Annotated in this window: 19 protein-coding genes and 1 tRNA gene; 9 read left to right on the top strand and 11 right to left on the bottom strand. The window is 65.3% G+C overall.

Translation table 11 applies throughout. From position 1 onward, the window contains the following. Positions 1–59: 59 nt before the first annotated feature. The 3 genes from wecB to ACK4R0_RS05500 all read right to left on the bottom strand — a co-directional run bounded on the left by wecB (position 60) and on the right by ACK4R0_RS05500 (position 3,864). Positions 60–1,232 (bottom strand): non-hydrolyzing UDP-N-acetylglucosamine 2-epimerase, encoded by a 1,173-nt coding sequence (wecB, locus tag ACK4R0_RS05510; RefSeq protein ID WP_409671438.1) that lies wholly within the window; start codon positions 1,230–1,232, stop codon positions 60–62. Between the two features lie 27 nt (positions 1,233–1,259). Further along, positions 1,260–2,561 (bottom strand): UDP-glucose dehydrogenase family protein, encoded by a 1,302-nt coding sequence (locus tag ACK4R0_RS05505; protein ID WP_409671435.1) that lies wholly within the window; start codon positions 2,559–2,561, stop codon positions 1,260–1,262. A 142-nt stretch (positions 2,562–2,703) separates the two neighbouring features. After that, positions 2,704–3,864 (bottom strand): N-acetyltransferase, encoded by a 1,161-nt coding sequence (locus tag ACK4R0_RS05500; protein WP_409671432.1) that lies wholly within the window; start codon positions 3,862–3,864, stop codon positions 2,704–2,706. A 161-nt stretch (positions 3,865–4,025) separates the two neighbouring features. Here ACK4R0_RS05500 and ACK4R0_RS05495 point away from each other — a divergent pair, with 161 nt between their 5' ends. Further along, positions 4,026–5,132: a fatty acid desaturase family protein gene (locus ACK4R0_RS05495; RefSeq protein WP_409671429.1), complete on the top strand. Its 1,107-nt coding sequence runs from the start codon at positions 4,026–4,028 to the stop codon at positions 5,130–5,132. Between the two features lie 84 nt (positions 5,133–5,216). On the opposite strand, the gene ACK4R0_RS05490 is transcribed toward ACK4R0_RS05495, so the two are convergent. Next, positions 5,217–6,029: a rhodanese-related sulfurtransferase gene (locus tag ACK4R0_RS05490; protein WP_409671426.1), complete on the bottom strand. Its 813-nt coding sequence runs from the start codon at positions 6,027–6,029 to the stop codon at positions 5,217–5,219. An 80-nt stretch (positions 6,030–6,109) separates the two neighbouring features. On the opposite strand from ACK4R0_RS05490, the gene pdeM reads away from it, so the two are divergent. Both pdeM and ACK4R0_RS05480 read left to right on the top strand, forming a co-directional pair. Further along, a complete protein-coding gene (pdeM, locus tag ACK4R0_RS05485; protein WP_409671423.1) occupies positions 6,110–6,802 on the top strand; it encodes a ligase-associated DNA damage response endonuclease PdeM in 693 nt (230 codons plus the stop codon). Between the two features lie 151 nt (positions 6,803–6,953). Then, a complete protein-coding gene (locus ACK4R0_RS05480; protein ID WP_409671420.1) occupies positions 6,954–9,770 on the top strand; it encodes a TonB-dependent receptor in 2,817 nt (938 codons plus the stop codon). A 68-nt stretch (positions 9,771–9,838) separates the two neighbouring features. Here ACK4R0_RS05480 and ACK4R0_RS05475 read toward each other — a convergent pair whose 3' ends face one another. The 3 genes from ACK4R0_RS05475 to ACK4R0_RS05465 form a co-directional block, all read right to left on the bottom strand. Beyond that, on the bottom strand, positions 9,839–11,056 hold the full coding sequence (locus ACK4R0_RS05475) for an MFS transporter (protein WP_409671418.1): 1,218 nt from the start codon (positions 11,054–11,056) through the stop codon (positions 9,839–9,841). A 223-nt stretch (positions 11,057–11,279) separates the two neighbouring features. Beyond that, positions 11,280–11,951, bottom strand: a complete 672-nt coding sequence (locus ACK4R0_RS05470) for an RlmE family RNA methyltransferase (RefSeq protein ID WP_409671640.1) — start codon at positions 11,949–11,951, stop codon at positions 11,280–11,282. Between the two features lie 215 nt (positions 11,952–12,166). Beyond that, entirely contained in the window at positions 12,167–13,366 is a 1,200-nt protein-coding gene (locus tag ACK4R0_RS05465; RefSeq protein ID WP_409671415.1) for a Ppx/GppA phosphatase family protein, read from the bottom strand. 177 nt (positions 13,367–13,543) lie between these two features. Here ACK4R0_RS05465 and ACK4R0_RS05460 point away from each other — a divergent pair. Continuing rightward, positions 13,544–13,617, top strand: a tRNA-Gln gene (locus ACK4R0_RS05460). Positions 13,618–13,699: 82 nt separating this feature from the next. After that, complete coding sequence (locus tag ACK4R0_RS05455) at positions 13,700–14,218, top strand: DNA-deoxyinosine glycosylase (RefSeq protein ID WP_409671412.1); 519 nt, start codon at positions 13,700–13,702, stop codon at positions 14,216–14,218. Between the two features lie 2 nt (positions 14,219–14,220). On the opposite strand, the gene ACK4R0_RS05450 is transcribed toward ACK4R0_RS05455, so the two are convergent. Continuing rightward, positions 14,221–16,059 carry a cyclic nucleotide-binding and patatin-like phospholipase domain-containing protein gene (locus ACK4R0_RS05450; protein ID WP_409671410.1) on the bottom strand — a complete coding sequence of 613 codons (1,839 nt, stop codon included), beginning with the start codon at positions 16,057–16,059 and terminating at the stop codon, positions 14,221–14,223. Positions 16,060–16,320: 261 nt separating this feature from the next. Here ACK4R0_RS05450 and ACK4R0_RS05445 point away from each other — a divergent pair, with 261 nt between their 5' ends. Both ACK4R0_RS05445 and ACK4R0_RS05440 read left to right on the top strand, forming a co-directional pair. Continuing rightward, positions 16,321–16,695: a PRC-barrel domain-containing protein gene (locus ACK4R0_RS05445; protein WP_409671407.1), complete on the top strand. Its 375-nt coding sequence runs from the start codon at positions 16,321–16,323 to the stop codon at positions 16,693–16,695. Between the two features lie 183 nt (positions 16,696–16,878). Further along, entirely contained in the window at positions 16,879–17,460 is a 582-nt protein-coding gene (locus ACK4R0_RS05440; RefSeq protein ID WP_409671405.1) for a YqaA family protein, read from the top strand. A gap of 10 nt (positions 17,461–17,470) precedes the next feature. Here the strand turns inward: ACK4R0_RS05440 and ACK4R0_RS05435 are convergent, their stop codons facing one another. Next, a complete protein-coding gene (locus ACK4R0_RS05435) occupies positions 17,471–17,905 on the bottom strand; it encodes an acyl-CoA thioesterase (protein ID WP_409671402.1) in 435 nt (144 codons plus the stop codon). Between the two features lie 19 nt (positions 17,906–17,924). Further along, positions 17,925–19,079, bottom strand: a complete 1,155-nt coding sequence (locus ACK4R0_RS05430) for an acyl-CoA dehydrogenase family protein (protein ID WP_409671399.1) — start codon at positions 19,077–19,079, stop codon at positions 17,925–17,927. A 266-nt stretch (positions 19,080–19,345) separates the two neighbouring features. Between ACK4R0_RS05430 and ACK4R0_RS05425 the strand changes: the two genes are divergently transcribed. After that, complete coding sequence (locus ACK4R0_RS05425; RefSeq protein ID WP_409671396.1) at positions 19,346–20,530, top strand: hypothetical protein; 1,185 nt, start codon at positions 19,346–19,348, stop codon at positions 20,528–20,530. Between the two features lie 230 nt (positions 20,531–20,760). Then, the gene (locus tag ACK4R0_RS05420) at positions 20,761–23,025 is read left to right on the top strand and encodes an NADP-dependent malic enzyme (RefSeq protein WP_409671394.1); all 2,265 of its coding nucleotides are present in this window, start codon (positions 20,761–20,763) and stop codon (positions 23,023–23,025) included. Between the two features lie 75 nt (positions 23,026–23,100). On the opposite strand, the gene ACK4R0_RS05415 is transcribed toward ACK4R0_RS05420, so the two are convergent. Further along, positions 23,101–25,125: an ATP-binding protein gene (locus ACK4R0_RS05415; RefSeq protein WP_409671391.1), complete on the bottom strand. Its 2,025-nt coding sequence runs from the start codon at positions 25,123–25,125 to the stop codon at positions 23,101–23,103. Between the last annotated feature and the right edge of the window lie 85 nt (positions 25,126–25,210).

Genomic DNA, 25,210 nt, shown 5'->3' with positions numbered 1-25,210 from the left:
CATAGGACGTTTTGGGGTGCGAACCGTTGCTGCGGCCCTACTGAGAAATTGACGTGAACTCAATTGGCTTGGTGCTGCCCGGGCGCCGCAAACCACTGGATGATGGCCCGGGCGATCCGGCCCGCGCTGTGGCCGTCGCCGAACGGGTTGTGCGCCTGTGCCATCGCAGAATAAGCTTGCGCGTCATCGAGCAGACGGGTCGCTTGCGTGACGATCGTCGCGCGGTCGGTGCCGACCAGTCTTGCGGTGCCCGCCGCAACGCCCTCGGGCCGCTCGGTGGTGTCGCGCATCACCAGCACCGGCTTGCCCAGCGCAGGTGCCTCTTCCTGCACGCCGCCGCTGTCGGTCAGCATCAGATCGGCGATCTGCAGCAGCCGGGTGAAGTTGAGGTAATCGAGCGGCTCGAGCAAAGCGACATTGTCCAGTCCGCCCAGGATCGGCAGCATCGCGGCGCGCACCTGGGGATTGAGATGCACCGGGAAGATGATCGCGACATCGTCGCGCATGGCGAGATCGCGGATGGCATGGGCGATGTCGTCCATTCCGCTGCCGAAATTCTCACGCCTATGGGTGGTGACGCCGATGATGCGTTTGCCCGCAAACCGCGCCTCGACCGGCGCGATCACATCGGCGCGCGCCGGGTTTTCTGCGAGCTGCGCGGTCACCCAGTGCAGCGCATCGACCACGGTGTTGCCGGTGACGAGAATCTTGTCCTCCGCGACCGCCTCGCGGCGCAGCGCATTGGCGGCGGTTTCGGTGGGTGCGAAGTGCAGATCGGCAAAGCTGCCGATGATCTTGCGGTTCACCTCTTCGGGCCAGGGGTGGTAGATATTGCCGCTGCGCAATCCCGCCTCGACATGCGCGACCGGAAGCTTGCGGTAATAGGCCGCAAGCGCGCCGCACATCGCGGTGGCGGTGTCGCCCTGGACGATCACCATGTCGGGCTTTTCGGCATCGAGCACCGCGCCGATGCCGGTGAGCAGCCGCGCGCTGATCTCGTCGAGGCTTTGCCCCGGCTGCATCAAGGCGAGATCATGATCGGGAACCAGCCCTGCGATCTCGAGCACCTGGTCGAGCATCTCGCGGTGCTGGCCGGTGACCAGCACGATCGGCTCGAGGTCATCCGCCTCTTTGAGCGCGGCGATAACCGGGAACAGCTTGATCGCTTCGGGACGGGTGCCGAAGATCACCATGATCCGCTTGGCCCCGGCGCTGTCGTTTGACTTCGTCATCGTCATCGCCCCCCGTTGACCCGCCATTCAGCGACCGACACTGACATAAGTGAAGCCCGCCGCACGCACCTGCTCGGGCTTGTAGATGTTGCGCAGATCGACCAGCGTGTCGCCGCGCATCGTGCGCAGAACGCGGGGCAGGTCGAGCGCGCGGAACACGTCCCATTCGGTGACGATCACCGCGCAATCGGCCTGGTCGAGCGCCTGATAGGTGCCCTTGGCCATGGTCACGCCGGGCATCAACGCGGCTGCGGCCTCCATGCCCTCGGGGTCGAAGGCGACGACTTCGGCGCCGGCATCGATCAGCCCCTGTGCGATCACGATCGCAGGCGCATCGCGCATGTCGTCGGTGTTGGGCTTGAAGGTCAGGCCGAGCAGCGCGATGCGCTTGCCCTCGACATCGCCGCCCATCGCCGCAATCACCTTGCGCGCCATCGCGCGCTTGCGCAGGTCGTTGACCCGGACGACGGCCTCGACGATCTGCAGCGGCGCCTCATGGTCCTGCGCGGTCTTCATCAGCGCCAGCGTGTCCTTGGGAAAGCAGCTGCCGCCATAGCCGGGGCCTGCGTGCAGGAACTTCGACCCGATCCGGCCATCGAGCCCGATGCCGCGCGAGACGTCCTGGATGTTGGCATCGACCTTCTCGCACAGATCGGCCATCTCGTTGATGAAGGTGATCTTGGTCGCGAGGAACGCGTTGGCGGCGTATTTGATCACTTCCGAGGTGCGCCTGGAGGTGAACAGGATCGGCGATTCGTTGAGGTACAACGGCTGGTAGATCTCGCGCATATAGTCGCGCGCCCATTCGACCTCGGTGCCCACCACGATGCGGTCGGGGCGCTTGAAGTCGCCGATCGCGGCGCCCTCGCGCAGGAATTCGGGGTTGGAGACGACCTCGAACTCGGCATCCGGCGCGGCGTGGCGGATGATCTTCTCGACCTCGTCGCCGGTGCCCACCGGGACGGTCGACTTGGTGACGATGACGCAGCGCTTTCGGATCGATTCGGCGATCTCGCGCGCGGCATCGCGGACATAGCTGAGGTCGGCAAAGCCGTCGCCGCGGCGCGAGGGGGTGCCCACCGCGATGAACACCGCATCGGCATCGGCGACGCTGGACGGCAGATCGGTCGAGAACGAAAGGTGCCCCGCGCGGACGTTCTTGGCGACCAGTGCTTCCAGACCGGGCTCGAAGATCGGCATGACCCCGGCAAGCAGCGATTCGATCTTGGCAGGGTCCTTGTCGACACAGACCACGTCATGGCCGAAATCGGCAAAGCAGGCGCCCGAGACCAGGCCGACATAGCCCGAACCAATCATTGCAATCTTCATGTCAGAAAAAGCTCCAGAGCGACCTTGCTCGGTCTAGTTGCCGCCGCACAGGGCGTCAAATGTTCAACGGGCGGACGATGATCGGGCCTGATAGCGACAGATTGTTGCAATGATCTGAACAGTGCATGCGCGATCCGCGTGCTTACAGCGTCTTTTCATAGATCAGATATTCGCGGTTGACCTTGCTGTTGATCGCATCGGCGATCGCAACCATGCCCTGGTTGTCGTCCAGCACCCAGCCCAGTTCGCCGCGCACGCCGCCATAACGGCCGACCACCTCGATCCGTACCGCCTCGATCATCATGAACGCCATCTGCGCGGCGAGCCGCGAATTCTGCAGCTCGGTGCGCACCCCCATCAGCGGAACCCGCACGCTGGGCGAGCGGCAGTTGCGCAGCCACCACAAAAGCTTGGCCCAGCCGAACGGCAGCAGCGAACCCTTGAGCGGTGCGGTCACCGCGTTGATATCGGGCAGGGTCATCAGGAACGCGACCGGACGCCCGTCATATTCGGCGATCATGATCAGGTCCTCGCGCACCAGCGGGCGCAGTTTCTTGCCGATATAGGCAATCTCCGCATCGGTGATCGGCACGAAGCCCCAGTTGTTGCCCCAGGCTTCGTTGAGGATTTCCAGGATGATCGCCGCTTCCTCGTCGAACCGGCTCTTGTCGACCTTGCGGATGCGGATGCGATCGTTGCGGTGGCCCGATGCGACGATCCGCTGGATCAGCGGCGAAAATCCGTCGACGATCGGCAGTTCATAGGTCAGCAGCTTCTTGGCGGGGGTATAGCCCATCGCCTCGATCCATCCGCGATAGGCGCGGTTGTGGTGCCCCATCATCACCATCGGCGGCGAGTCGAAACCTGCGGTCAGCAGCCCCGGCTCGTCCCAGATCGACAGGCTGAGCGGGCCGAGCGCGCGTGTCATCCCCTGATCGCGCAGCCACGCCTCGGCCGCCGTCAGCAGCGCCTGCCCGGTGGCCTCGTCGGCGGCCTCGAACATACCGAAATTGCCGGTACCCGGTCCCATGCCCTGCTCCACCGGCTGGGCGAGCGCGAGGTGATCGATATGCGCCGAAATCCGCCCGACCACCTTGCCGCCGCGCAATGCGATCATCGGCTGGACGGTCGCGTGGCCGTAAAACGGGTTCTTGGCCGGATTGAACATCTCGCGCACCTCGGCGCGCAATGGCGCGACCCAGTTGGGGTCCGATGCGTTCAGCGTATAGGCAATTTCGATGAACGCCTTGAGCCCCGCCTTGTCATTGACCGGGCTGACCCTTATTTCACCTGGGTTCGTCAACACCGTTTCCTTTTCTGGGCCGTGCCTCAAGCCGGGCAGGCCCCGCTCGAAGCGCTCTTTGTCGTCTGCCCATGATCTGTGTCAAGGATATGCGGGCCAGATATTGCCATGTTGCTGCCACGTTGATCTGGCTAAAGCAGGCGATCACAAGCAGGATAATTATGGCAAGCAGCTTTTCTTTGACCGGCACGCACGGTTCCGCAAGCCACGGCGCTACCAGCGCCCGTGTGGTCGGCCAGGTGCCCGACGATATGGCGATGATCCGTGCGGCAGCGACGCTGACCCGCGATCTCAACGCGGCGCGTCCGCTCATCTATTGGGCTGACATGCTCGCGTCGGTCGCGGTCGGCTATGGCGCGCTGGCTGGCGCGATCCTGGCACAGGGCGTTGGCCTTGCCGTGCTGTGCGGCCTCGTTGCGGTGCTCGCTTTGTACCGCGCGGGCAGCTTCATCCACGAACTCACCCATTTGCGGCCCGATGCGGTGCCCGGTTTCAACACCGGCTGGAACGCTTTTGTCGGTATTCCGCTGCTGATCCCCAGCTTCATGTACGAAGGCGTGCACAACCTGCACCACCAGCGCACCCGCTATGGCACCGCCAAGGATCCCGAATATCTTCCGCTCGCGCTGATGAAACCATGGACGGTGCCTTTGTTCGTGGCGGTTGCAGCATTGGGCCCGATCGGTCTGATCATCCGCTATGGCGTGCTCTCGCCGCTGTCGGCGGTGATCCCGCCGCTGCGCCGCATCGTCGTCGAGCGTTATTCGGGGCTGGTGATCAACCCCGCCTTCCGCCGGGTGATGCCCGAAGGCAAGTCGCGCCGCCACTGGCTGGTGCTCGAGGTGCTGGCGAGCGTCTGGGCGATGAGCCTGATCGCGCTGGTCGCGACCGGAACGATCCCCCTGCGCGCCTTCCTGATCGGCCTTGCGGTCGCATCGGGGACGATGGTGCTCAACCAGATCCGCACGCTTGTCGCGCATCTGTGGGAGAACGAGGAGCAGGTGATGAGCGTCACCGCGCAGTATCTCGACAGCGTCAACGTGCCGCCGCCCGGCCTGCTGCCCGAATTATGGGCGCCGGTGGGCTTGCGCTATCATGCGCTGCACCATCTGCTGCCCGGCGTGCCCTATCACGCGCTGCCCGAGGCGCATCGCCGGCTGTCGCGCGAACTCGGCACGTCGACCTATGCGCTGGCGAACTATCGCAGCCTGTCGGGGCTGATCGGTCGCCTGGTCCGCAGCACCTTCCGCACCAACAGTTCGCGATAGTCTGCTGTTTTCCGGCGAAAGCCGGAATCCAGGGCGGCTGCAACGCTATCTGACTCCTGGACTCCGGCTTTCGCCGGAGAACGGTCAGTCGATCGAACCCACGCCCCGCTTGCGCGGCTTGCGCTTGCGATCGACCATCACCGGCTCCACCGGGTCGCCCAGCACCGCGAGTCCCTGGCCCAGCGCGACGCGCTCGTCGAACACGAAGCAGCCGCCCGAAAACAGCGACTCCTCGGCGGGCACCTCCTCGAGATATTTGAGGATGCCGCCCTTGAGGTGGTAGACCTCGTCGAACCCCTGCGCGCGGACATAGGCGGTCGCCTTCTCGCAGCGGATGCCGCCGGTGCAGAACATCGCGATCTTCTTGCCCGATTCGCGCAGCGCCTGTGCCTCGGCATCGAACCACGCGGGAAATTCGCTGAACCGTTCGGTGCCCGGATCGATCGCGCGGGCAAAGCTGCCCTGCTCGACCTCGAAGCTGTTGCGGGTGTCGATCACCACCGTGTCGGGGTCGCTGATCAGCGCGTTCCAGTCGGCCGGATCGACATACGCACCCTGGCCGTGCACCGGATCGATGTCGGGCACGCCCATGGTGACGATCTCGCGCTTCAACCGCACCTTCATCCGGCGGAAGGGTGCAGCGTGCGCGCCCGAATATTTGACCTCGATGTCGCCGAAGCCGGGGAGTTCGCGGATGAAGGCGGTTCCCGCAGCGACGCCCTCGGCAGACCCTGCGATCGTGCCGTTGATCCCCTCGTGCGCCAGCAGCAGCGTGCCGCACAGGCCATGCTGCGCGCACAGCGCCTCCAGCGCGGGACGGACGGCGGCGGGGTCCTCGATCCGCGCGAAATGATAAAGCGCGGCCACGGTGATCGGATAGTCGGGAGAGTCGGTCATGCCCCGCCCATAAGCCAGCGCGCTGCCCGATGCCAATGGTCCCGCTTGCAACCGGCGGCCCGGTGCGGCATGGCAGGGTTATGGTTCCCCTTTCGTTCGCTGGACAGGATTTCACGATCGTCGATCGCGCTGGCCTTTACTGGCCGCAGCGGCGGGCGCTGTTCGTAGCCGACCTGCATTTCGAAAAGGCCAGCTGGTACGCAGCCTCGGGCCAGATGCTTCCCCCTTACGACAGCGCCGCGACGCTCGACCGGCTGGAGGCGGCGATCGCCTTGTGCGGGGCGACCAGCCTGTGGTGCCTGGGCGACAACTTCCACGACAGCCGGGGTGCGCAGCGGCTCGATGCCAGGCTGGCGGAGCGGCTCGAGAGCCTGTCGCGAGGGATCGCGGTCCACTGGATCACCGGCAACCACGACAGCGCGCTCGATGCAGGCTTTGGCGGGGAGGTGATCGACGAGGCGGCGCTGGGCGGTCTGGCGCTGCGCCACCGGGCGGAAGGCGCGCCCGAATCACAGGCCGGCGTGCCCGAGCTGTCGGGCCATTTCCATCCCCGGCTGAGGGTCCGTCTGCGCGGACGGCTGGTCTCGCGGCCGTGTTTTGTGCGCTGTTCGCAACGGCTAATCCTGCCTGCATTCGGATCGCTGACCGGGGGCATGGATGCCGGGGACCCTGCGATCTTGAAGGTGATGGGGGACGATCCGCATGCGGTTGTCGCTACGGAAAGCAGGGCACTCGCATTCCAATTGCAAAAAACGGCAGAATTGCGGGGCTGAGCCGCCGCACGCCACCTGTTGCGTTTTTACCATAATGCTTTGCATTTTTGCGGGTGACCCGCGCAAATGCTGGAATCTTGGCCGCATTGGTTTAACGTTAGCGTCAAGGTGGCAAATGACCACCGCGCGTGACTGCAATCAGGAGAGAGATATGCCCAAGCGTTTCGGCAAGACCAGCCGTGTGTCCCTTATGCTTTCCGCCGGCCTTGTCGGCATCGTCAGTCCGGCGTACGCGCAGGAGACCCCCAGCGAAGGCATCAACGACAGCAACACCATCGTCGTCGTCGCCCAGGGGCGCGAGCAATTGCTCTCCGACGTGCCTGTCGCGGTTTCGGCGGTGAATGCTGAGACGCTCGAAAACACCGGCGCCAACGACATCCGCCAGCTCAACCAGGTCGTGCCCTCGCTGCTCGTCTCCTCGACCGGCAACGAAGCCAACGGGTCGGCGCGTATCCGCGGTATCGGCACCGTCGGCGACAACCCGGGCCTCGAAAGCTCGGTCGCGGTGTTCATCGACGGCGTCTACCGCTCGCGCTCGGGTATCGGCCTCAACGAACTGGGCGAGATCGAACGCGTCGAGGTTCTGCGTGGGCCCCAGGGCACGTTGTTCGGCCGCAACGCCTCTGCCGGTATCATCTCGATCTATTCGAAAAAGCCCGAATTCGAATTCGGCGGCTTTGGCGAGGCGACCTACGGCAATTACGACAACATCCGTGTCGCCGGTGGCCTCACCGGCCCGATCTCCCAGACGCTCGCCGCCCGGTTGGACGGCGTCTACGAAAAGCGCGACGGCTTCCTGCGCGACGTCACCAACAACATCGATCTCAACAATCGCGATCGGTATTTCGTCAAGGGCCAGCTGCTTTGGGAGCCGACCGACGATGTGTCGTTCCGTTTCATCGCCGATTACACCAACCGTGACGAACGCTGCTGCGGCGCGGTCTATCTCGGCCGCGATTTCAACCCGCTGATCGGCGATCTCAACAATCCGTCGACGCCGCTGGTGCCGCTCCAGGCCAATGGCAACAACATCATCAACGTGCTGCGCGATCTGGGGCAGCCCATGGTGTCGTTCAACGATCCGTTCAGCCGCAACGCCTATGTCACCCCGGGCCGCAACTATAACGGCAGCACCAAGGACGGCGGCGTTTCGCTCGAGGTCAACTGGAACCTCGGCGGGGTCTCGCTGACGTCGATCACCGGCTATCGCGAGTACAAGAACAGCCAGGCGGGCGACATCGACTACAGCACGCTCGATATTCTGTACCGCTCCGATGACGAGGATGCGCAGTTCCGCCGGTTCAAGACCTTCACCCAGGAACTCAGGGTGCAGGGCGAAGCCTTTGGCGGAACGCTCGACTGGCTGGTCGGCGGTTATTTCGCCAACGAGGACCTGACCGTCCGCGACAATCTGCGCTTCGGCAACCAGTATGGCCGGTTCGCAAGCTGCCGCCTGATTTCGGGTGGCGGTCTGGCGCAATTCTATTCGCCGGGGTCGGCCGGCTGTATCACTCCCACCGGCAGGGCCGTTCTCACCGGCGCGGTTCCGGGCGTCGCATCGCCCTTCGGTGCGGCCGGCCCGGCCATCGTGGCGGGGATCGACCGGCTCGACGCGATCAACAACCGCGGCTCGATCAGCGATCGTTATTTCCAGAACAGCCGCAACTTCGCTATCTTCACGCACAACATCGTGCACATCACCGACCGGCTCGATCTGACCTTGGGCGTGCGCTACACCAACGAGCGCAAGCGCTTCAACGCCACCTTCAGCAACGACAACATCGGTTGCGTCCAGAACCAGGCCGCGCTCACGCCGTTCCTGACCAACGCCGGGCTGGCCGCTGTTGCAGGCGGCATCATCGGCCTGTCGTGCCAGGGCAACTCGACCGCAGAGCTCAACGGGGTGTCGATCAACGATCGCCGCACCGAAAGCGAGTTCACCGGCACGGCGGTCCTGTCCTGGAAGGCCACCGACGACCTGCTGTTCTACGGCAGCGCCTCGCGCGGCTACAAGGCGGGCGGTTTCAACCTCGATCGTTCGGCGCTCAAGGGGCCGATCGTCGCGCCGCTGGGCCAGGTGCCCACCACGACCTTCGCGGCCGTGGGCGGCGCGCAAGCGCTCGTCGGCAACCTGCAGTTCGACCAGGAAATCGTCGATGCGTTCGAACTGGGCATGAAATATGCCAGCGGCCCGCTGACCGTCAACGTCGCGCTGTTCCGCCAGCAGTTCGAAAACTTCCAGCTCAACACGTTCAACGGCACCGTGTTCCTGGTGCAGACCGTCAACGGCTGCTCGACCAATCTTGGCGGCGCGGACCGGGATCAGAACCTGTCGCCAGCTGGCACGAACTTCAACGCCAACGCAGCGCTCACCGGCGCCTGCGCACCTGGCGACACCACTTATGGTGTGCGCGCCCAGGGCGTGGAAGTGGAAGCCTCGATCAACCCCGTCCGCAACTTCACCGTCAATGGCGGCGTCACTTATGCGCAGACCAAGTACCGCAACAATCTGGTCGGCAACAAGACCGGCGCGCCGCTGGATCCGGCGCTGCGCCTGCTCCCCGGCGACAACCTGTCGAACGCTCCCGAGCTGACGCTGACCGGATCGGTGGCCTGGACCCCCGACATCGGTGACAGCGGCCTGTCGGGCCTGGTCTATGTCGATACCCGCATGACCGAGGGCTTCAACACCGGCTCCGACCTGTTCCCGCAGAAGGAACAGCCCAGCTTCGTGGTGGTCAACGCCCGCGTCGGCTTGCGCGGACCCGATCAGGGATGGGCGGTCGAGCTCTGGGCACAGAACCTGTTCAACGAGGACTTCACCCAGGTCGCGTTCAACAGCCCGTTCCAGGCTGGCGCCACCTCGGCACCCTTCGTCGATCCGCAGTTCCCCGGTGGGCGCCAGATCTTCTCGGCGTTCCTCGGCGAACCGCGCACCTACGGCATCACGCTGCGCAGCCGTTTCTGATCCTGACCGCATAGCCGGACACAAAAGGCCCCGTCTGCACGCGCAGGCGGGGCCTTTTGCTGTTGGCCTTACACGGTTGTCGAACGCATTGCGTGGCGCAGGAGTGTCACCGCCAGCACGGTCACTGCGCAGGCCATCAGACCCGCGGCGAGCACGAACGGCGCGCCGGGAAAAAACGGCCCGCGGCTATCGGCAAAGGCGGCGAACATACCGGTCATCACCGGCGGACCGATGATGGCGGTGAGGCTGATGGTGCTCGCGATCGCGCCCTGCAGTTCGCCCTGCGCATCCTCGGCGATGCGCGGGCTCATCAATTGCTGCATCGCGGGAAAGCACATGCCTGGCACCGCGCCGATGACCATGCCGATCACCACGACCAGGGTGCTGGGGGCAAAGGCGAGGATAAGGAACGAGGGCACCGCAAAGGCTAGACTGACCGTCGCCGTCTTCACCGCACCGAAGCGCGCGATCATCCTGCCCGACAGAACCCCCTGGGTTAGCACCAGCAACGTTCCGAACAGCGCCACCGTCATCCCCGTGATGGCAGGCGTCCAGCCGAACTTGAGCGTGCCGTAATAGGCCCAGACCGAAAGCTGCGACTGGCTGGCGAGCTGCATCAGGAAGATCGCCGCCAGGCAGCCGATGACCAGCGGGATCCGGGCCATGCGAACAAGCGTTCCAAAGGGGTTGGAGCGGAAGGGATCGAAGCGCCGCCGCCTCGCGACATCGAGCGTCTCCCTGAAATTGAACCAGCCGAACGCCACGCCCAGCGCGCACAGCACCGCTGCGGCGATGAAGGGCAGACGGTCCCCGTACTGGCCGATCAGCCCACCGATCGCCGGGCCGAGCACGAATCCCGCAGCGCCTGCGCCGCCCAGCATTCCGAACGCTGCGCCGCGCCGATCGGGCGCTATGCTGTCGGCGATGCAGCTGTTGGCAGCGGCAAAGCTTGCCCCCATGATGCCCGACACCAGCCGTCCGACGAACAGCCAGGCGAGGCTGGGGGCTGCAGCCATCAGCGCATAATCGATGCCCAGCAGCGCCAGCGTCGCCAGCAGCACGGGCCGCCTGCCGAATCGGTCGCTCAGGCCCCCGATGACGGGCGCGAACAGGAACTGCATGGCGGCATATGTGAACAGCAGCCAGCCACCCCAGGTCGCGGCCCGATCAATGCCCTCGCCGGTCAGGGTCTGGATCAGCGACGGCATGACCGGCACGATCAGACCTATGCCGGCCATGTCGATGAATACAATGGAGGCCAGCACGACGAGGTTGCGATTGATCACGGCGGGCCTTCCTGGTGAAAGACAACACAGGAGCGTGATGGCATCACGCGCTCAAGATCCCGGCAACACCCCAGGCAAAGCCCCGGATTGAGGCGAAATTTCTGCTCAATTCTACTGAATTGCCCCCGGCTATTTGCTGGTCGTACTCGCTTTAAGTATCGCGATCAAGAATGACTTGCTGCAGAGCGCTGAGTGTCGATGCCAGTTAGTACCAGGAAGGGCGTTATTCGGAATCGCAAGTAGCCGCTGCGGCAACGCGCGGCTTGCGGCCCTGGGCGATGACGTACCATTCGCTGCTGCCCTTGCGGCTGGCGGGTGGCTTGGCGTGCTTGACCGACTTGAAGTGCTGCTTGAGCAGGGCAAGCAGCTCGTTGTCGGTCCCGCCGGCCAGCACCTTGGCGACGAACGCGCCGCCCTCGGCGAGATGATCGACCGCGAAGTGCGCCGCCGCCTCGACCAGCCCCATCGTGCGCAGATGGTCGGTCTGCTTGTGGCCCACGGTGTTGGCCGCCATGTCGGACAGGACGAGGTCGGGCTGGGCGCCCAGCGCCTCGATCAATGTGTCGGGCGCATGATCGGCCATGAAGTCCATCTCGAAGATGGTGACGCCCTCGATCGGATCGACCGGCAGCAGGTCGATCCCTACCACGGCGGCCTTGGGGTTGATCCGCCGGATCAGCTGTGCCCAGCCGCCCGGGGCTATGCCCAGATCGATGATGTGCCGCGCCTTGCGCACCAGCGAGAACTTTTCGTCAAGCTCGACCAATTTGTACGCGGCGCGGCTGCGATAGCCATCGGCCTTGGCCTTGCGCACATAGGGGTCGTTGAGCTGGCGCGAGAGCCAACGGTTGGACGATGCGGTGCGCCCCTTGGCGGTCTTGACCCGCTGGTGCAGCGCATCGCCATATCGGCCGACGGGCTTGCGCGCGCTCGAGCCGGGGACCTTCTTGGTGCTGTCGCTGGCAGGGCTGGCGCCATCCTTGCCGGCAGCATCGCTGCCGGTGCCATCCTTGCCGCCGCTATTCTTGGCACCACCTGTCTTGTTGCTGCCCTTTCCACCGCTTTTGGCGCCACCGCTCTTGGTGCCGCCACGCTTGCTGTCGCTACCGCTCATGTCGTGCTTCCGTGCTGTGGCGGTGCCGCCGGGGTGGGTGCCGGTGCGTCGCGGCCCATCAACGCGCGCAAGATGCCCTCGCGGATGCCGCGGTCGGCAACGCCCAGCCGTACCGCAGGCCAGATGTCGAGAATTGATTCGAGGATGGCGCAGCCCGCCACCACCAGATCGGCGCGCTCCTTGCCGATGCACGGCAGTTCGCGGCGCTGCTGCAGGCTGAGCTCGGCAAGGCGCGTGCTGATCGCGCGCATCGAATCGGATGGAACAATCAGCCCGTCGATCGCGTCGCGGTTATAGCAGGGCAGGTCGAGATGCAGGCTGGCCAGCGTGGTCACGGTGCCGCTGGTGCCCAGCAGCCGCCGGTCCTCGTTGGCCATCATCGGCAGCCGCGCGGCAAACGGGGCGAAACCTGCCATCACCCGGTCGCGCATCCGCTGATAGGCCGCCGCGCGCGCGTCGGCATCGTCGGGATCGAACTGCTCGCTCTCGGTCAGCGTCACCACGCCCCACGGCACGCTCATCCAGTCGAGGATGTCGGGCACCGGGCCAGAGCTGTCGACCAGCACCAGTTCGGTCGATCCGCCGCCGATGTCGAAGATCAAGGCGGGGCCGTCACCGGGCTCGAGCAGGATATGGCAGCCCAGCACCGCCAGCCGCGCCTCTTCCTCGGCGGTGATGATGTCGAGCACGATTCCGGTTTCGCGGCGGACGCGTTCGATGAAATCGGGGCCGTTGCTCGCCTTGCGGCACGCCTCGGTCGCGACCGAACGCGCCAATGCGACATGGCGGCGGCGCAATTTGTCGGCGCAGATCGACAGCGCGGCCACCGCGCGGTCCATCGCCGCATCGCTCAGCCGTCCCGACTGGCCCAGCCCCTCGCCCAGCCGCACCACGCGCGAAAACGCATCGACGACGACGAAGCCGTCGGCTGCCGGTTTGGCGATCAAAAGCCTGCAGTTGTTGGTGCCAAGATCGATCGCGGCATAGGCCCGCCTGGCGTTCCAGTTGCTGCGGTCGGCGGCGCGCCCGCGTGCGCCGCTGCCCTGGCCGGAACCTGCCTGTTTTCTGTTGTGATGTTCTGCCGCATGCCGGCCGCTGTTGGCGGTTTCCGCCAATTCGCCCGAGCCTGACGCTGGTTCGGCAGAGTGCGACGCCAACGGGTCAGCCTGCGGCAACGGTGTCGATCGCTCCACCATGCCAAAATGCTCTTTTTTCTCATCCGGTGTTCCCGCGCAGCCAAAACGCCCACGCATCGCCGGTACTTGGCGGCAAGGTTAGCCATTTTGCGACAAACGCGCAAGCATCGCTCCATAGGACGGCGTTTTGGGTCTTGACCGGTTTTGCCGACACGCCTAATTGGCACCCCTTCGTGTTGCCCCTTCGTCTAATGGTAAGACCACGGACTCTGACTCCGTTAATCAAGGTTCGAATCCTTGGGGGGCATCCAACCTTCTCCTTTCAGCATCGCAATACGCCGCGCGCCGGGCTTGAGTGTGGCGCCTCGGCGCGATCGGGCGCATGGTTGCGCAGTGAACACCGCGCCTGTCCCTTTCGTCACCGGACTGCCCCCGGTCATCCCCCAGACCTGCCGGTTGCTGGTGCTCGGCAGCCTGCCGGGCAACCGCTCGCTGGCGGCGCGGCAATATTATGCGCATCCGCAAAACCATTTCTGGCGGCTGATGGACCGCGTGACAGGTGATTCGCTGGCCGGGCTTCCCTATGACGAGCGGCTGGTGCGGCTGGGTCGGCACCACATCGGCCTGTGGGATGTGATCGCCACCGCGCGGCGGGCATCGAGCCTTGATGGCGACATCAAGCAGGCGGTGAGCAACCCGCTGGCCGGTCTGGTGGCGACGCTGCCCGATTTGCGCGCGGTGGCCTGCAACGGCGCATTGGCGACCAAGCTGGCGACGCGCCAGCTGGCGGACCAGCTGGCGGATACGGGGCTTCCCGTTATCGCGCTGCCGTCAACCAGCCCGGCCTATACGCTGGCATTCGCCGCCAAGGCCGAGCGCTGGCAGGTGCTGCGGGACTATCTCGAGCCCTGATCTCAGGCCCGATCGGCGCCTGGCGCGCGCAGCGCCGCTAGCGCAGGATTGGCCGCCACCTGCTCGGCAACATAGCGCGCGGCTTCTTCGGCCTGTTTGCGGCCCAGATGCCAGTCGAGAATCTGCATCCCCTGGACGATCGGCGGGCTGAGCAGGATGTCGCCGTCGCGCAGCATCGATCGCGAGGCGATCCGGCTGGCGACCACCATCGATCGCTGCATGATCTCGACGATCGAGGGGAAATCGCTGTCCGACTTGCGCCGCAGCAGCAGGTCGCGGATCAGCTGTCCGCGCCGGCGCAGCGTCGCATACGCCGCCTTGATCCGCCAGGTCTGGCCTGCTTCTCCCAAGGTCACGACGATGTTTGGGCCGGATTTGAGCGCGCGCATCGTCACCACCGGAACGTTGTCGAGCACGCCGCCATCGACCAGGATATTGCCCTCGGTATCGATGAACGGCGGCAGGATCGTCGGCAGCGAACCCGACGCGCGCACCGCGTGCCACAACGGCCCGCGCCGGTGGACGTGCAGGTCGTTGGTCGACAGGTTGGTCGAGATCGCAAAGAAATTGATCGGCTGGTCGGCAATGTCGGCATTGCCATAGCGGACTTCGAGCTCGGCATCGAACACCGCAGGGTCGAGCAGCGAATGGATCGGCACGGTGAAACGCCGCATCGCCTTGGCATCGATGAACATCGCTTCCATCTGGTCGAGCGTGCGTGGCACGGTTAACCCCTGTGCGATCGCACCGCCCATCGCCGCGCCCGCGCTGGTGCCACCGATCAGGTCGATCGGTATGCCCGCCTCCTGCAGCCCGCGCACGATGCCCAGATGCGCGCAGCCCAGCGCGCCGCCGCCCGCCAGCACCAGCCCGACCGCGCGGCCGGTGAGGAACCGGGCGACCCGCTCGAAGTCGCCTTCGGCGTCGCGCGCGACATGATGGTGCAGATGCGGATCGCGCCCCGCAAGCCAGGCCGCGGTGCCGCCGATCGGCTGCTCGGCCTGCTCGCGCACCACCAGCAGCGTCCGGTTGGGCGATTCGATCGCGGCGCACCCGGCGATCTCCAAAGGTGCCAGCGCCGGGCTCGCCCCGGCTTCGGCGATCATCAGCAGCCCGTCGGCGTTGCGGCAGACCAGCGCCCCCCATTCGGCATCGCCGCTGGCATCGATCAGCAGATAGCCGCGCCGGGCCTCGTGTTCGCGCAGCCACGCCTGATAGGCGCTGGCCGCGCCGGGCGGCACGTCGCTCTCGCGCACCAGCATCACCTGGCGATCATCGGGAATGGTGCGCCGGATGGCACTGGCGAGCCGCTCGAGCAGCGCCGGATCGAGCCGGCTGCTGCCGCACGGTACCACCGCGATCACGCGCGGAAGCCGCGCCTCCATCGGCGGGGTCTTGGCGGTGACGGCGGCAAGCCGCTGGGTGACCGCCGTCAGGATGGCGGGCACGAGCTGCGGATAGGCGCTGACGACGGCATCGTAGCTCTCCCGGTCGAGCGCCATCACCACGCTGTCGCGGCTGGCCTGCAGCGTCGCGGTGCGGGCTCCGCCGCCGAAAAACGCGAGCTCGCCCACCGGCTCGCCCGCTTCGATCTGTGCGACCGCCTTGCTGCCCGTCGGAGTCTCGATCAGCACGCGCAGGCGACCCGTCTCGAGGAAATACAGCGTATCGGCGGTGTCGCCTTGCCTGACCAGAGTGGCGCCGGCGGGGACTTCCTGGCGGCGCGCCTGGTGGCTCAGCGCATCGATCGCAGCCTGATCGACATTGGCAAACAGCCCGGCCTGCATCCAGTCGCGCAACACGCCCTCGGCCTCTTGCTCTTCGGGTGACCCCATTCCCATCGCTGTCGCTCCGTGTGCTGCATCTCGCCGCTCAGCCGGTCAGGCGGTTCGTCGGTCTAGCGCAGCGATCGGCAAAACAGAAGCCTGTCGGCAGGACCGCCCGGCTTTGCGACCAGCCGAGCAACCCTTTGCCGGTTCATCCCTTGGTGAGGGGCTGGCCGGGCCGCCCCCCAAACCGCCTCTTGGCTCGGTCAGCACGCCCCTCGACATCTACAAGAATGCAAGCGGGGCGCGAGGCGGACAGGCAGAAGGAACATTATCATGAACATGCAGGATTCCACCCTCGCGAGCGGCAATGAGACGATTTCCAGCGACCAGGTCGATGGTACCGCTGTCTATGGCAGCGACCGCGAAAAGATCGGTTCGGTGACCAACATGCTGATCAGCAAGCGTCAGGGCAATGTCACCGACGTTATCGTTTCGGTCGGCGGCTTTCTTGGCATCGGCAGCGAACTGCACAGTCTGCCCTGGTCCAAGTTCAGCTATGACACCGAGCTTGGCGGCTATGTCGTCAACGTGACCGCAGACCAGCTGAAGAACGCACCGAGCTTCTCGGATTCGGATCGCGACCGCGCGACCAACCGCGAATACCAGACCAGCGTCTACGACTATTGGGCCGTGAAGCCCTATTGGTGATCGCTTGAGCGACCACGACGTGACCAATGCCGGGCCGGGAAGCACACGCTTTCCGGCCCGGCTGCGTTCGGGCGATCGCAATCTGTGTCTAGGGTACCGGTAAAGGGCTTGCGTTCGCCAAGTGGCTGGTCCTAAGCGGCGCGGTGCCAGTTTGGCGCGACTTGCAGGATCGGCTATTTCCGGATGCTCAAACGGCTTTACCACTGGACGCTCGCCAAGGCAGCGCATGACAAGGCGCCCCGCTGGCTGGCCGCCATCAGCTTCATCGAATCGAGCTTCTTCCCGATCCCGCCCGATGTGATGCTCGCGCCGATGTGTCTGGCGAGGCCGCAAAAGGCGTTCCAGTACGCGCTGATCTGCACCGTCGCCTCTGTGTTCGGCGCGTTGCTGGGCTATGCGATCGGCTTTTTCCTGTTCGAAACCGTGGGCCGCGCCATCCTCGATTTTTACGGACTCGCCGGGCCGTTCGAAGAGTTCAAGACGAGCTTCAACGAACAGGGCTGGCTGATCGTGCTGCTGGCAGGATTTACCCCGCTGCCGTTCAAGGTGATCACCATCGCGGCCGGCGCGACCGCGATGCCGCTGTACGTGCTTGTCGCCGCGTCGATCATCGCACGCTCGGCGAGGTTCTTCGTGGTCGCGACCCTGTTATGGAAGTTCGGCCAGCCGATGCAGGACTGGATCGACCGCAACTTCGCGCTCGCCACGACGCTGGTCGGCGTGCTGTTCGTCGGCGGTTTCGTGGCGCTCAAGTTCGTATTCTGACCCTTTAGGGTCAGCTGCGGCGCACCATCAGCGATTCATAGCGCTTACGCAGCGCGGCAGGGATCGGCTGCGGTCCGGCCTTGTCGGTCAGCACCAGAGTGGTGGTGCAGGTCGCGACGCACACCCCGTTCTGGAACGCAGCCGAACAGATGTCCCAGCTCGACGTGCCGAGCCGCCCGATACCGCTCATCACCTCGACCGGATCGGGAAAATGCGCCTCGGCGACATAATCGATCGCGACCGCAGCGATCAGCCAGCGTTCGCCCTTCTGGCGGCGTTCGAGACCCAGGCTGTGGTTGAACCGCACCCGGCCATTCTCGAACAAGGCCGCCATCGCGACATTGTTGATATGGCCGAGCGGGTCGAGGTCCTGGAACCGGGTTTCGGTGACAGTGCTGAACGGATAGCTTTCCGGATCGCGCTGCCAGGCTTCGGATTTGGGCATAAGGGTTTCCGGGTGCCGCTCAGAGCGAGCGCCCGATCAGCTCCTTCATGATCTCGCTGGTGCCGCCGAAAATGCGCGTCACGCGCGCGCCGCGCCATGCCCGGGCGATGGGATATTCGTTCATGTAACCCGCGCCGCCGTGCAGCTGCAGGCACTTGTCCATGACTTCCCACTGCAGTTCGGTGTGCCACAATTTGGCGGCAGCGCCTTCGACGGCGGTCAGTTCCTTGGTCGCATGGCGGTTCAGCGCCCAGTCGAGATGCGCCCAGCCGACCTGCAGCTTGGTCTTGAGGTCGGCGAGCACGAAGCGGGTGTTCTGGAAATCGAACACGGTCTTGCCGAACGCCTTGCGGTCCTTCACGAATTCGACGGTGTCGTCATAGGCCTTCTGCGCCGAAGCCTGGGCCGAGACCGCGATCGACAGACGTTCCTGCGGAAGCTCGCTCATCAGATAGATGAAGCCCTTGCCTTCTTCGCCCAGGCAGTTGGTCATCGGCACGCGCACGTCGTTGAAGAACAGCTCCGAGGTATCGGCAGCATCCTGGCCGATCTTGTCGAGGTTGCGACCCCGGCTAAAGCCTTCGCGGTCGCCTTCGACGAGGATGATCGACACGCCCTTCCAGGCGGGCTGGATCTCGGTGTCGGTCTTGGCGCAGACCAGGATCAGGTCGGCGTTCTGGCCGTTGGTGATATAGGTCTTCGATCCGTTGATGACGTAGTGGTTGCCGTCCTTCTTGGCGGTGGTGCGGATGCCCTGAAGGTCCGATCCCGTGCCCGGCTCGGTCATCGCGATCGCGGTGATCGTTTCGCCCGAAACCAGACGCGGCAGCCACTTTTGCTTCTGCTCTTCCGAACCGTACTGGACGAGATAGTTGACCACGATGTCCGACTGCAGCGAGAAGCCGAGCGGCGATCCGCCGAAATAGGCCGCTTCCTCGTTGACGATGGCGTTGTAGCCGAAGTCGAGACCAAGCCCGCCATATTCTTCCGGAACGGTGGGGCACAGCATGCCAAGCTCACCGGCCTTGGGCCAGATTTCACGTGGAACAATCTTTTCCTCGTCCCACTTCACCGCATTGGGCGCGACCTCTTCCTGCATGAAGCGGCGGACGGTCTGGCGGAACGCCTCGTGATCGGCATTGTAGGCGGTGCGAGCAAGGGCATCGAGCGACATGAGCATCTCTCCGGTATGATTTGGCGCGCGATTCATGCCGCGCAGCACGTCAGCGGGTCTAGCGCCGCGTTGACGCGAACGTCAATCAGTATTTAATCGACCGGTTAAAAGGGCGGAGCCATCCAGCGCCAGGGCGGCCCATGCTGCAGCTGGCGGCCCGGTCGCGATGTCGCACAACCCTGCTACGAGATGCCCGTGGCGGCCGATTGATTTCGCGCGAAGCTGTGATAGTCTTGCTGCTGGCGCTGCTTTTTGCGGAGTGTGCGATGAACAATCTTCTGTTTGCCGGTGCAGCAGCGCTGCTGCTGGCGTCTCCCGCCTTGGCCCAGACGCCGCGCCCGCTCGATCGTGACGAGATCGTCGTCGTTGGCGCACGGCTTTCCGATCTCGAGGCCGATCTGGCGCGCTGCGTCGCCGGCGAGTGCGGCGTGCGCGAGGATGTCATCGCTTCGGTCCGCTATGCCGAGGCGATGTTCCGCAACGGCGATTACAGGACCGCGCGATCGGTGCTGGCGCGTTCGGTCTCGCGGACCAGAAAGGGCGCGGACAGCGATCCGTTCGCCGTAGCCGAACTCCACACCGCGCGCGCCACCATCGCCTGGCATTATGGCGACCAGCGCGAGGCGCTGCGCGCCACTTCAGCGAGCACCCGGTTGCTCAACAAGCATGTGCCCGATTCGCCCAATGCGCTGATGGCGCGGATGCGGATGATCAGCGCGCAGGCGCAGAACTTCAGTGCCGGGCACACCCGCGACCGGCTCAAGGCCCTGTCCGATGACGCCCAAAGCGCTGGCCAGCCGCTGATCGCGCTGCGTGCCGATCTGGGGCGGGCGTCGATGCTCCACAACCAGGGCCAACCGAAAGAGGCGCAGATGCTGCTCGATGCGGTGGCCGCGAGCACCGCGCCCAACAGCCAGGCCCTTCGGCTGGCGGCGCAGATCCTGCAGATGCGGCTGGCCGCGCGCGGCGGTGACCCCCAGGCCATCGAAACTTTGATCGCCAGCCTGACCGAAAGCCAGAAGCAGCTTGGGCCGGTGCTGGTCTGGTCGCCCGAATTCCCCACCCCCGATGGCGGCGGCAACATCCCGCTCGCTTCGCCCCGCGGGCTCGACGCGCGCTCATCCGATCTGCTGGGGCTGCGCTGGGTGGACATCGGCTTTGCTGTCGGTGCCGACGGGCGGGTCGAGGATGTCGAGGTCCTGCGCGGGTCGCCGCGACCCGACTGGTCCAAGCCGTTGCAGCGCATGATCGCACAGCGACGTTACACGCCATCGGCGAACTTCGACGATATCGCCGGGCGCTACCGCGTCGAACGCTTCACGCTCACCGGCGATTTCCAGGTTCCGACAGGATCGCTCATCCGGCGCCGTGGAGGCCCGGCGCGGTTCGAGCAGATGGACCTTACCGCAGCAGCGCCATTGCCCACCAAGGCGTCTGCGCCGGCCGGCTGACCCACCCCCGCCGCATCGATCCGATGGCGGCCGCATTCGCGCAGAACGTAGCGGCATGACCGGCGATGCTGCGCAACATAAAATGGCGCAAATGCTTGCCCAACCCGGTTCGGCAAGGCTATGCACCTGCGGCAGGGGCGTCTTCAACCAACCAGGCCGGATCCCGGCGCGAAGATAGCGGAAAACCACCAGCGGCCGCAGCTGCGCGTCCGCCAGCCAAGGGCCTGTCGATGACCGATAAGATCAACGTCCAGTTCACCGAGCGCGAGGCGCTGCATTTCCATTCTGCGGGGCGGCCCGGCAAGATCGAGATCATCGCCTCAAAGCCGATGGCGACCCAGCGCGACCTCAGCCTGGCGTATTCGCCCGGCGTCGCGGTGCCGGTACGCGCCATCGCCGAGGACCCGGCCACGGCATATGATTACACCGCCAAGGGCAATCTGGTCGCGGTGATTTCCAACGGCACCGCGATCCTGGGGCTGGGCAATCTGGGCGCGCTGGCCTCCAAGCCGGTGATGGAAGGCAAGGCGGTGCTGTTCAAGCGCTTCGCCGACGTCGATTCGATCGATATCGAGGTCAACACCGAGGACGTCCAGCGTTTCATCGAGTGCGTCGAACTGCTCGAGCCTACCTTCGGCGGCATCAATCTCGAGGACATCGGCGCGCCTGCCTGCTTCATCATCGAACAGGCGCTGAAAGAGCGGATGAACATCCCGGTGATGCACGACGACCAGCATGGCACCGCGATCATCTCGGCGGCCGGGCTGCTCAACGCCTGCTTCCTGACGGGCCGCGATTTTGCCGACGTCAAGATGGTGGTCAACGGCGCAGGCGCAGCGGCGATCGCGTGCACCGAGCTGATCAAGGCGATGGGCGTACGCCACGACAACGTGCTGATGTGCGACCGTTCGGGCGTGATCTATCAGGGCCGCGACGACCTTGACCAGTGGAAGTCGGCGCATGCCGCCAAGACCGACCGCCGGACGCTCGAAGAGGCATTGGACGGCGCGGATATCTTCCTGGGCCTGTCGGCGGCAGGGGCATTGAAGCCCGAGATGGTGATGAAGATGGCGCCGCAGCCGATCATCTTCGCGATGGCCAACCCCGATCCCGAAATCACCCCGCCCGATGCCAAGGCGGCGCGCCCCGATGCGATCATCGCCACCGGCCGGTCGGATTATCCCAACCAGGTCAACAACGTGCTGGGCTTCCCGTTCATCTTCCGCGGCGCGCTCGACGTGCGCGCGACCGCGATCAACGAGGAGATGAAGATCGCGGCTGCCAAGGCGATCGCCGAACTGGCGCGCGAACAGGTGCCCGAGGAGGTCGCTGCGGCCTATGGCGGCGCGACCCAGAAATTCGGCGTCGACTACATCATCCCCGCGCCGTTCGATCCGCGGCTGATGGAGCGCGTGTCGGCTGCGGTCGCACAGGCGGCGATGGACACCGGGGTGGCGCAAAAGCCGATCCTCGACATGGACGAATATCGCCACTCGCTCAAAAGCCGGCTCAACCCGACGACCGCCGTGCTCACCCAGGTCTATGAGGACGCCCGCGCCAATCCCAAGCGCGTGGTGTTTGCCGAGGCCGAGGAAGAGGTGGTGCTGCGCGCCGCGATCCAGTTCCGCGATGGCGGCTACGGCACGCCGGTGCTGGTCGGGCGCGAACACCGCGTGCGCGACAAGCTCAAGGAACTTGCGGTCGACGATCCGATGGCGTTCGAGGTGCACAACAGCGTCAACTCGCCATTGGTCCCGCAGATGGTCGAGATGCTCTACGAGCGGCTGCAGCGGCGGGGCTATCTCAAGCGCGACGTCAAGCGCATGGTCAATCAGGATCGCAACATTTTCGGTTCGGCGCTGCTGCAGCTGGGCGAGGCCGATGCGATGCTCACCGGCATCACCCGCACCTTCGGCCAGTCGATGCGCGAGATCCTGCGCGTGCTCGATCCCAAGCCGGGCGAAACGCCGTTCGGCATCCATCTGATGGTGGGCAAGAGCCACACCGTGTTCCTCGCCGACACCACGGTCAACGAGCGGCCGAGCGCCGAGGAACTGGCGTGCATCGCCGAGAACACCGCGCAGGTCGCCAAACGGCTGGGGCATGAGCCTCGCGTCGCGTTCCTGTCCTATTCCAACTTCGGCAACCCGCCGGGACGCTGGCTCGACAACATCCGCGATGCGGTGACGATCCTCGACCAGAAGGGCGCGAACTTCGAATATGAAGGCGAAATGTCGCCCGACGTTGCGCTGAACCCCAGGCTGATGGCGAAATATCCGTTCTGCCGCCTGTCGGCGCCGGCGAACATCCTGATCATGCCAGGCCTGCAATCGGCCAACCTGTCGGCCAAGCTGCTGCGCGAACTGGGCGGCGATGCGATGATCGGCCCGATGCTGATCGGCATGGAAAAGCCGGTGCAGATCGCCGCGATGTCATCGACCGCAGGCGAGCTGCTGACGCTGGCGCTGCTGGCATCGTCGGGCGTGGTGGGCTGATAGATCGGCAGTACGGCACTCACCCCTCCCGCCTGCGGGAGGGGTGATCAGGTTACCGCTGCGTCGTCGGCCCGATCAGGTCGCCGGCGCTCCAGCCAGGGTCTTGCGGATCAGCGCGATCAGGTCGTCGGGCGCGAATGGCTTGGTGATCAGCAGGTCGTGCGGGCAATCGCTGGTCAGCGCACCGCCGGCATAGCCGGTCATCAGCACGATCGGAATGCCGGGCCAGCTCTTGCGGACTTCGGCTGCCAGCATCTTGCCATCCATGCGCGGCATGGTGATGTCGCTCAGCAGCAGGTCGGGCTGGATGCCACAGGCCGCGACCCGATCGAGCGCCGCCTGGCCGTCCTCGGCCTCGATCACGGTGAAGCCCGCCTCCTGCAGCACGTCGCTGACATGCGCCCGCAGCGCGGCGTTGTCCTCGGCCAGCAGGATGGTGCAATCGTCGCGGCATGCAGGTTCGGTGCCCTCGGTCGCAGTGCTCTCGTCGCGGTCCTGTGGCACTTCCTCTGCGGCCGGCAGCCACAAGATCACCGTGGTGCCTTCGCCCAGCGTCGTGTCGAGCGTCACGAAACCGCCCGATTGCGCGACGAAGCCCTGGACCTGGCTCAAGCCCAGCCCCGTCCCCTTGCCGACATCCTTGGTGGTGAAGAACGGCTCGAAAATGTGCTTGGCAACCTCGGGCGGGATGCCGCTGCCGGTGTCGTTGACGCAAAAGCGGACATAGCGGCCCGGCGGTGCGTCATGCCCGTCGCCTGCATCCTCGGCGGTCCGCTCGGCATTGGTGGCGTGGACGGTGATCTCGCCGCGCTCTTCCATCGCATCGCGCGCATTGACAACCAGGTTGAGCAACGCGTTTTCCAGCTGGCTGGCATCGACCGTGATCGGCCAGAGGCTGTCGGGGCACTCCACCTTGAGCGAATGGCGATCGTCCAGCGCCTGCGAGGCGAGCGGCTCAAGATCGCGGATCAGGTCCGCAGGCTTGATCCGCGTCGGGGTGAGCGACTGGCGGCGCGCATAGGCCAGCAGCCGCTGGGTCAGGTTGGCGGCGCGGTTGGCGCCGTCGCGGGCATTGGCGATCGACAGTTCGGCACGGTCGATCTGGCCTGCGGAAATCCGCTTTTGCGCGATATCGAGGTTGCCCGAGATGATCGTGAGCAGGTTGTTGAAATCGTGCGCGATCCCGCCGGTGAGCTGGCCGATCGATTCGACCCGCTGGACCTGCGCCAGCTGCGCTTCTGCGGCGCGGGCGCGGGTGATGTCGCGGGCGATGCCGAAGATCAGGTCGCCCTCGCGCGCCAGGCTCCAGCTGGCATAGATGGAGCCGCCATCGCGTCCGCGCATCTCGCGCTCGACCTGGACATCGCTCTGGCCGTTCGGCACCTCGATATGCACGCCGTCTTCGGGGTTGGCGAAATAATGGCTGATATGCGCCGAACCATCGGTGGGAACGGTGCCGAACGCCTTTTCCCATGCCGGATTGCCCGCCACCAGCAGGCCATCGGCGGTGGTGATCAGCATCATGTCGAGCGTGGAATCCCACAGCCGGTCGCGCTGGTCGGCGGCAAGATCGGCCGCAAGCTGCTGGTGGATCAGCTGCTTGCGCAATTCGAGCAGCGCAGCAACCTGCCGCGCCAGCGCGGCGAGCAATGCGGCGTGGTCGAAATGGTCGCGCGGGGTGCTGTCGGACAGGCACAGGGTGCCCAGCGCATAGCCATCGGCGTTGATGATCGGCGCGCCGGCATAAAAGCGGATGTGCGGCGGGCCGGTGACCAGCGGATTGTCGGCAAAGCGGGGGTCGGCGGTGGTATCGAGCACCACCATCACCTCGGGCGAGCGGATCGCGTAATCGCACAAGGCGATCGAACGCGGGGTGTGGGTCAGCGCTAGGCCATGCGAGGCCTTGAACCATTGCTGCTCCTCCTCGACGATCGAGATGAAGGCGGATTCGCAGTTCCCTAGCGCCTGCGCGATGGCCACCAGATCGGCATACAGGCTGTTGTCGCCGTCGTCGGGCGAGAGCTGATAGGCGCGCAGCGCTATCAGCCGCGCGGCGTCATCATCGCCCCTGAAATTCGTCGTGCCAAGATTGAGCAGCATGCGCCTGTCCGGTTGCGTGGCGGCAGTCCTCCCCGCCGTTCGAGGGAGTATATAGGCGCCTGTTCCACCAAAGCCAGCACGTCGC

The sequence above is a fragment of the Blastomonas sp. genome, assembly GCF_046294995.1.
Taxonomy (GTDB): domain Bacteria; phylum Pseudomonadota; class Alphaproteobacteria; order Sphingomonadales; family Sphingomonadaceae; genus Blastomonas.
Note: the sequence above shows the minus strand (reverse complement) of the source record. Positions and strands in the feature narration are given on the sequence as shown.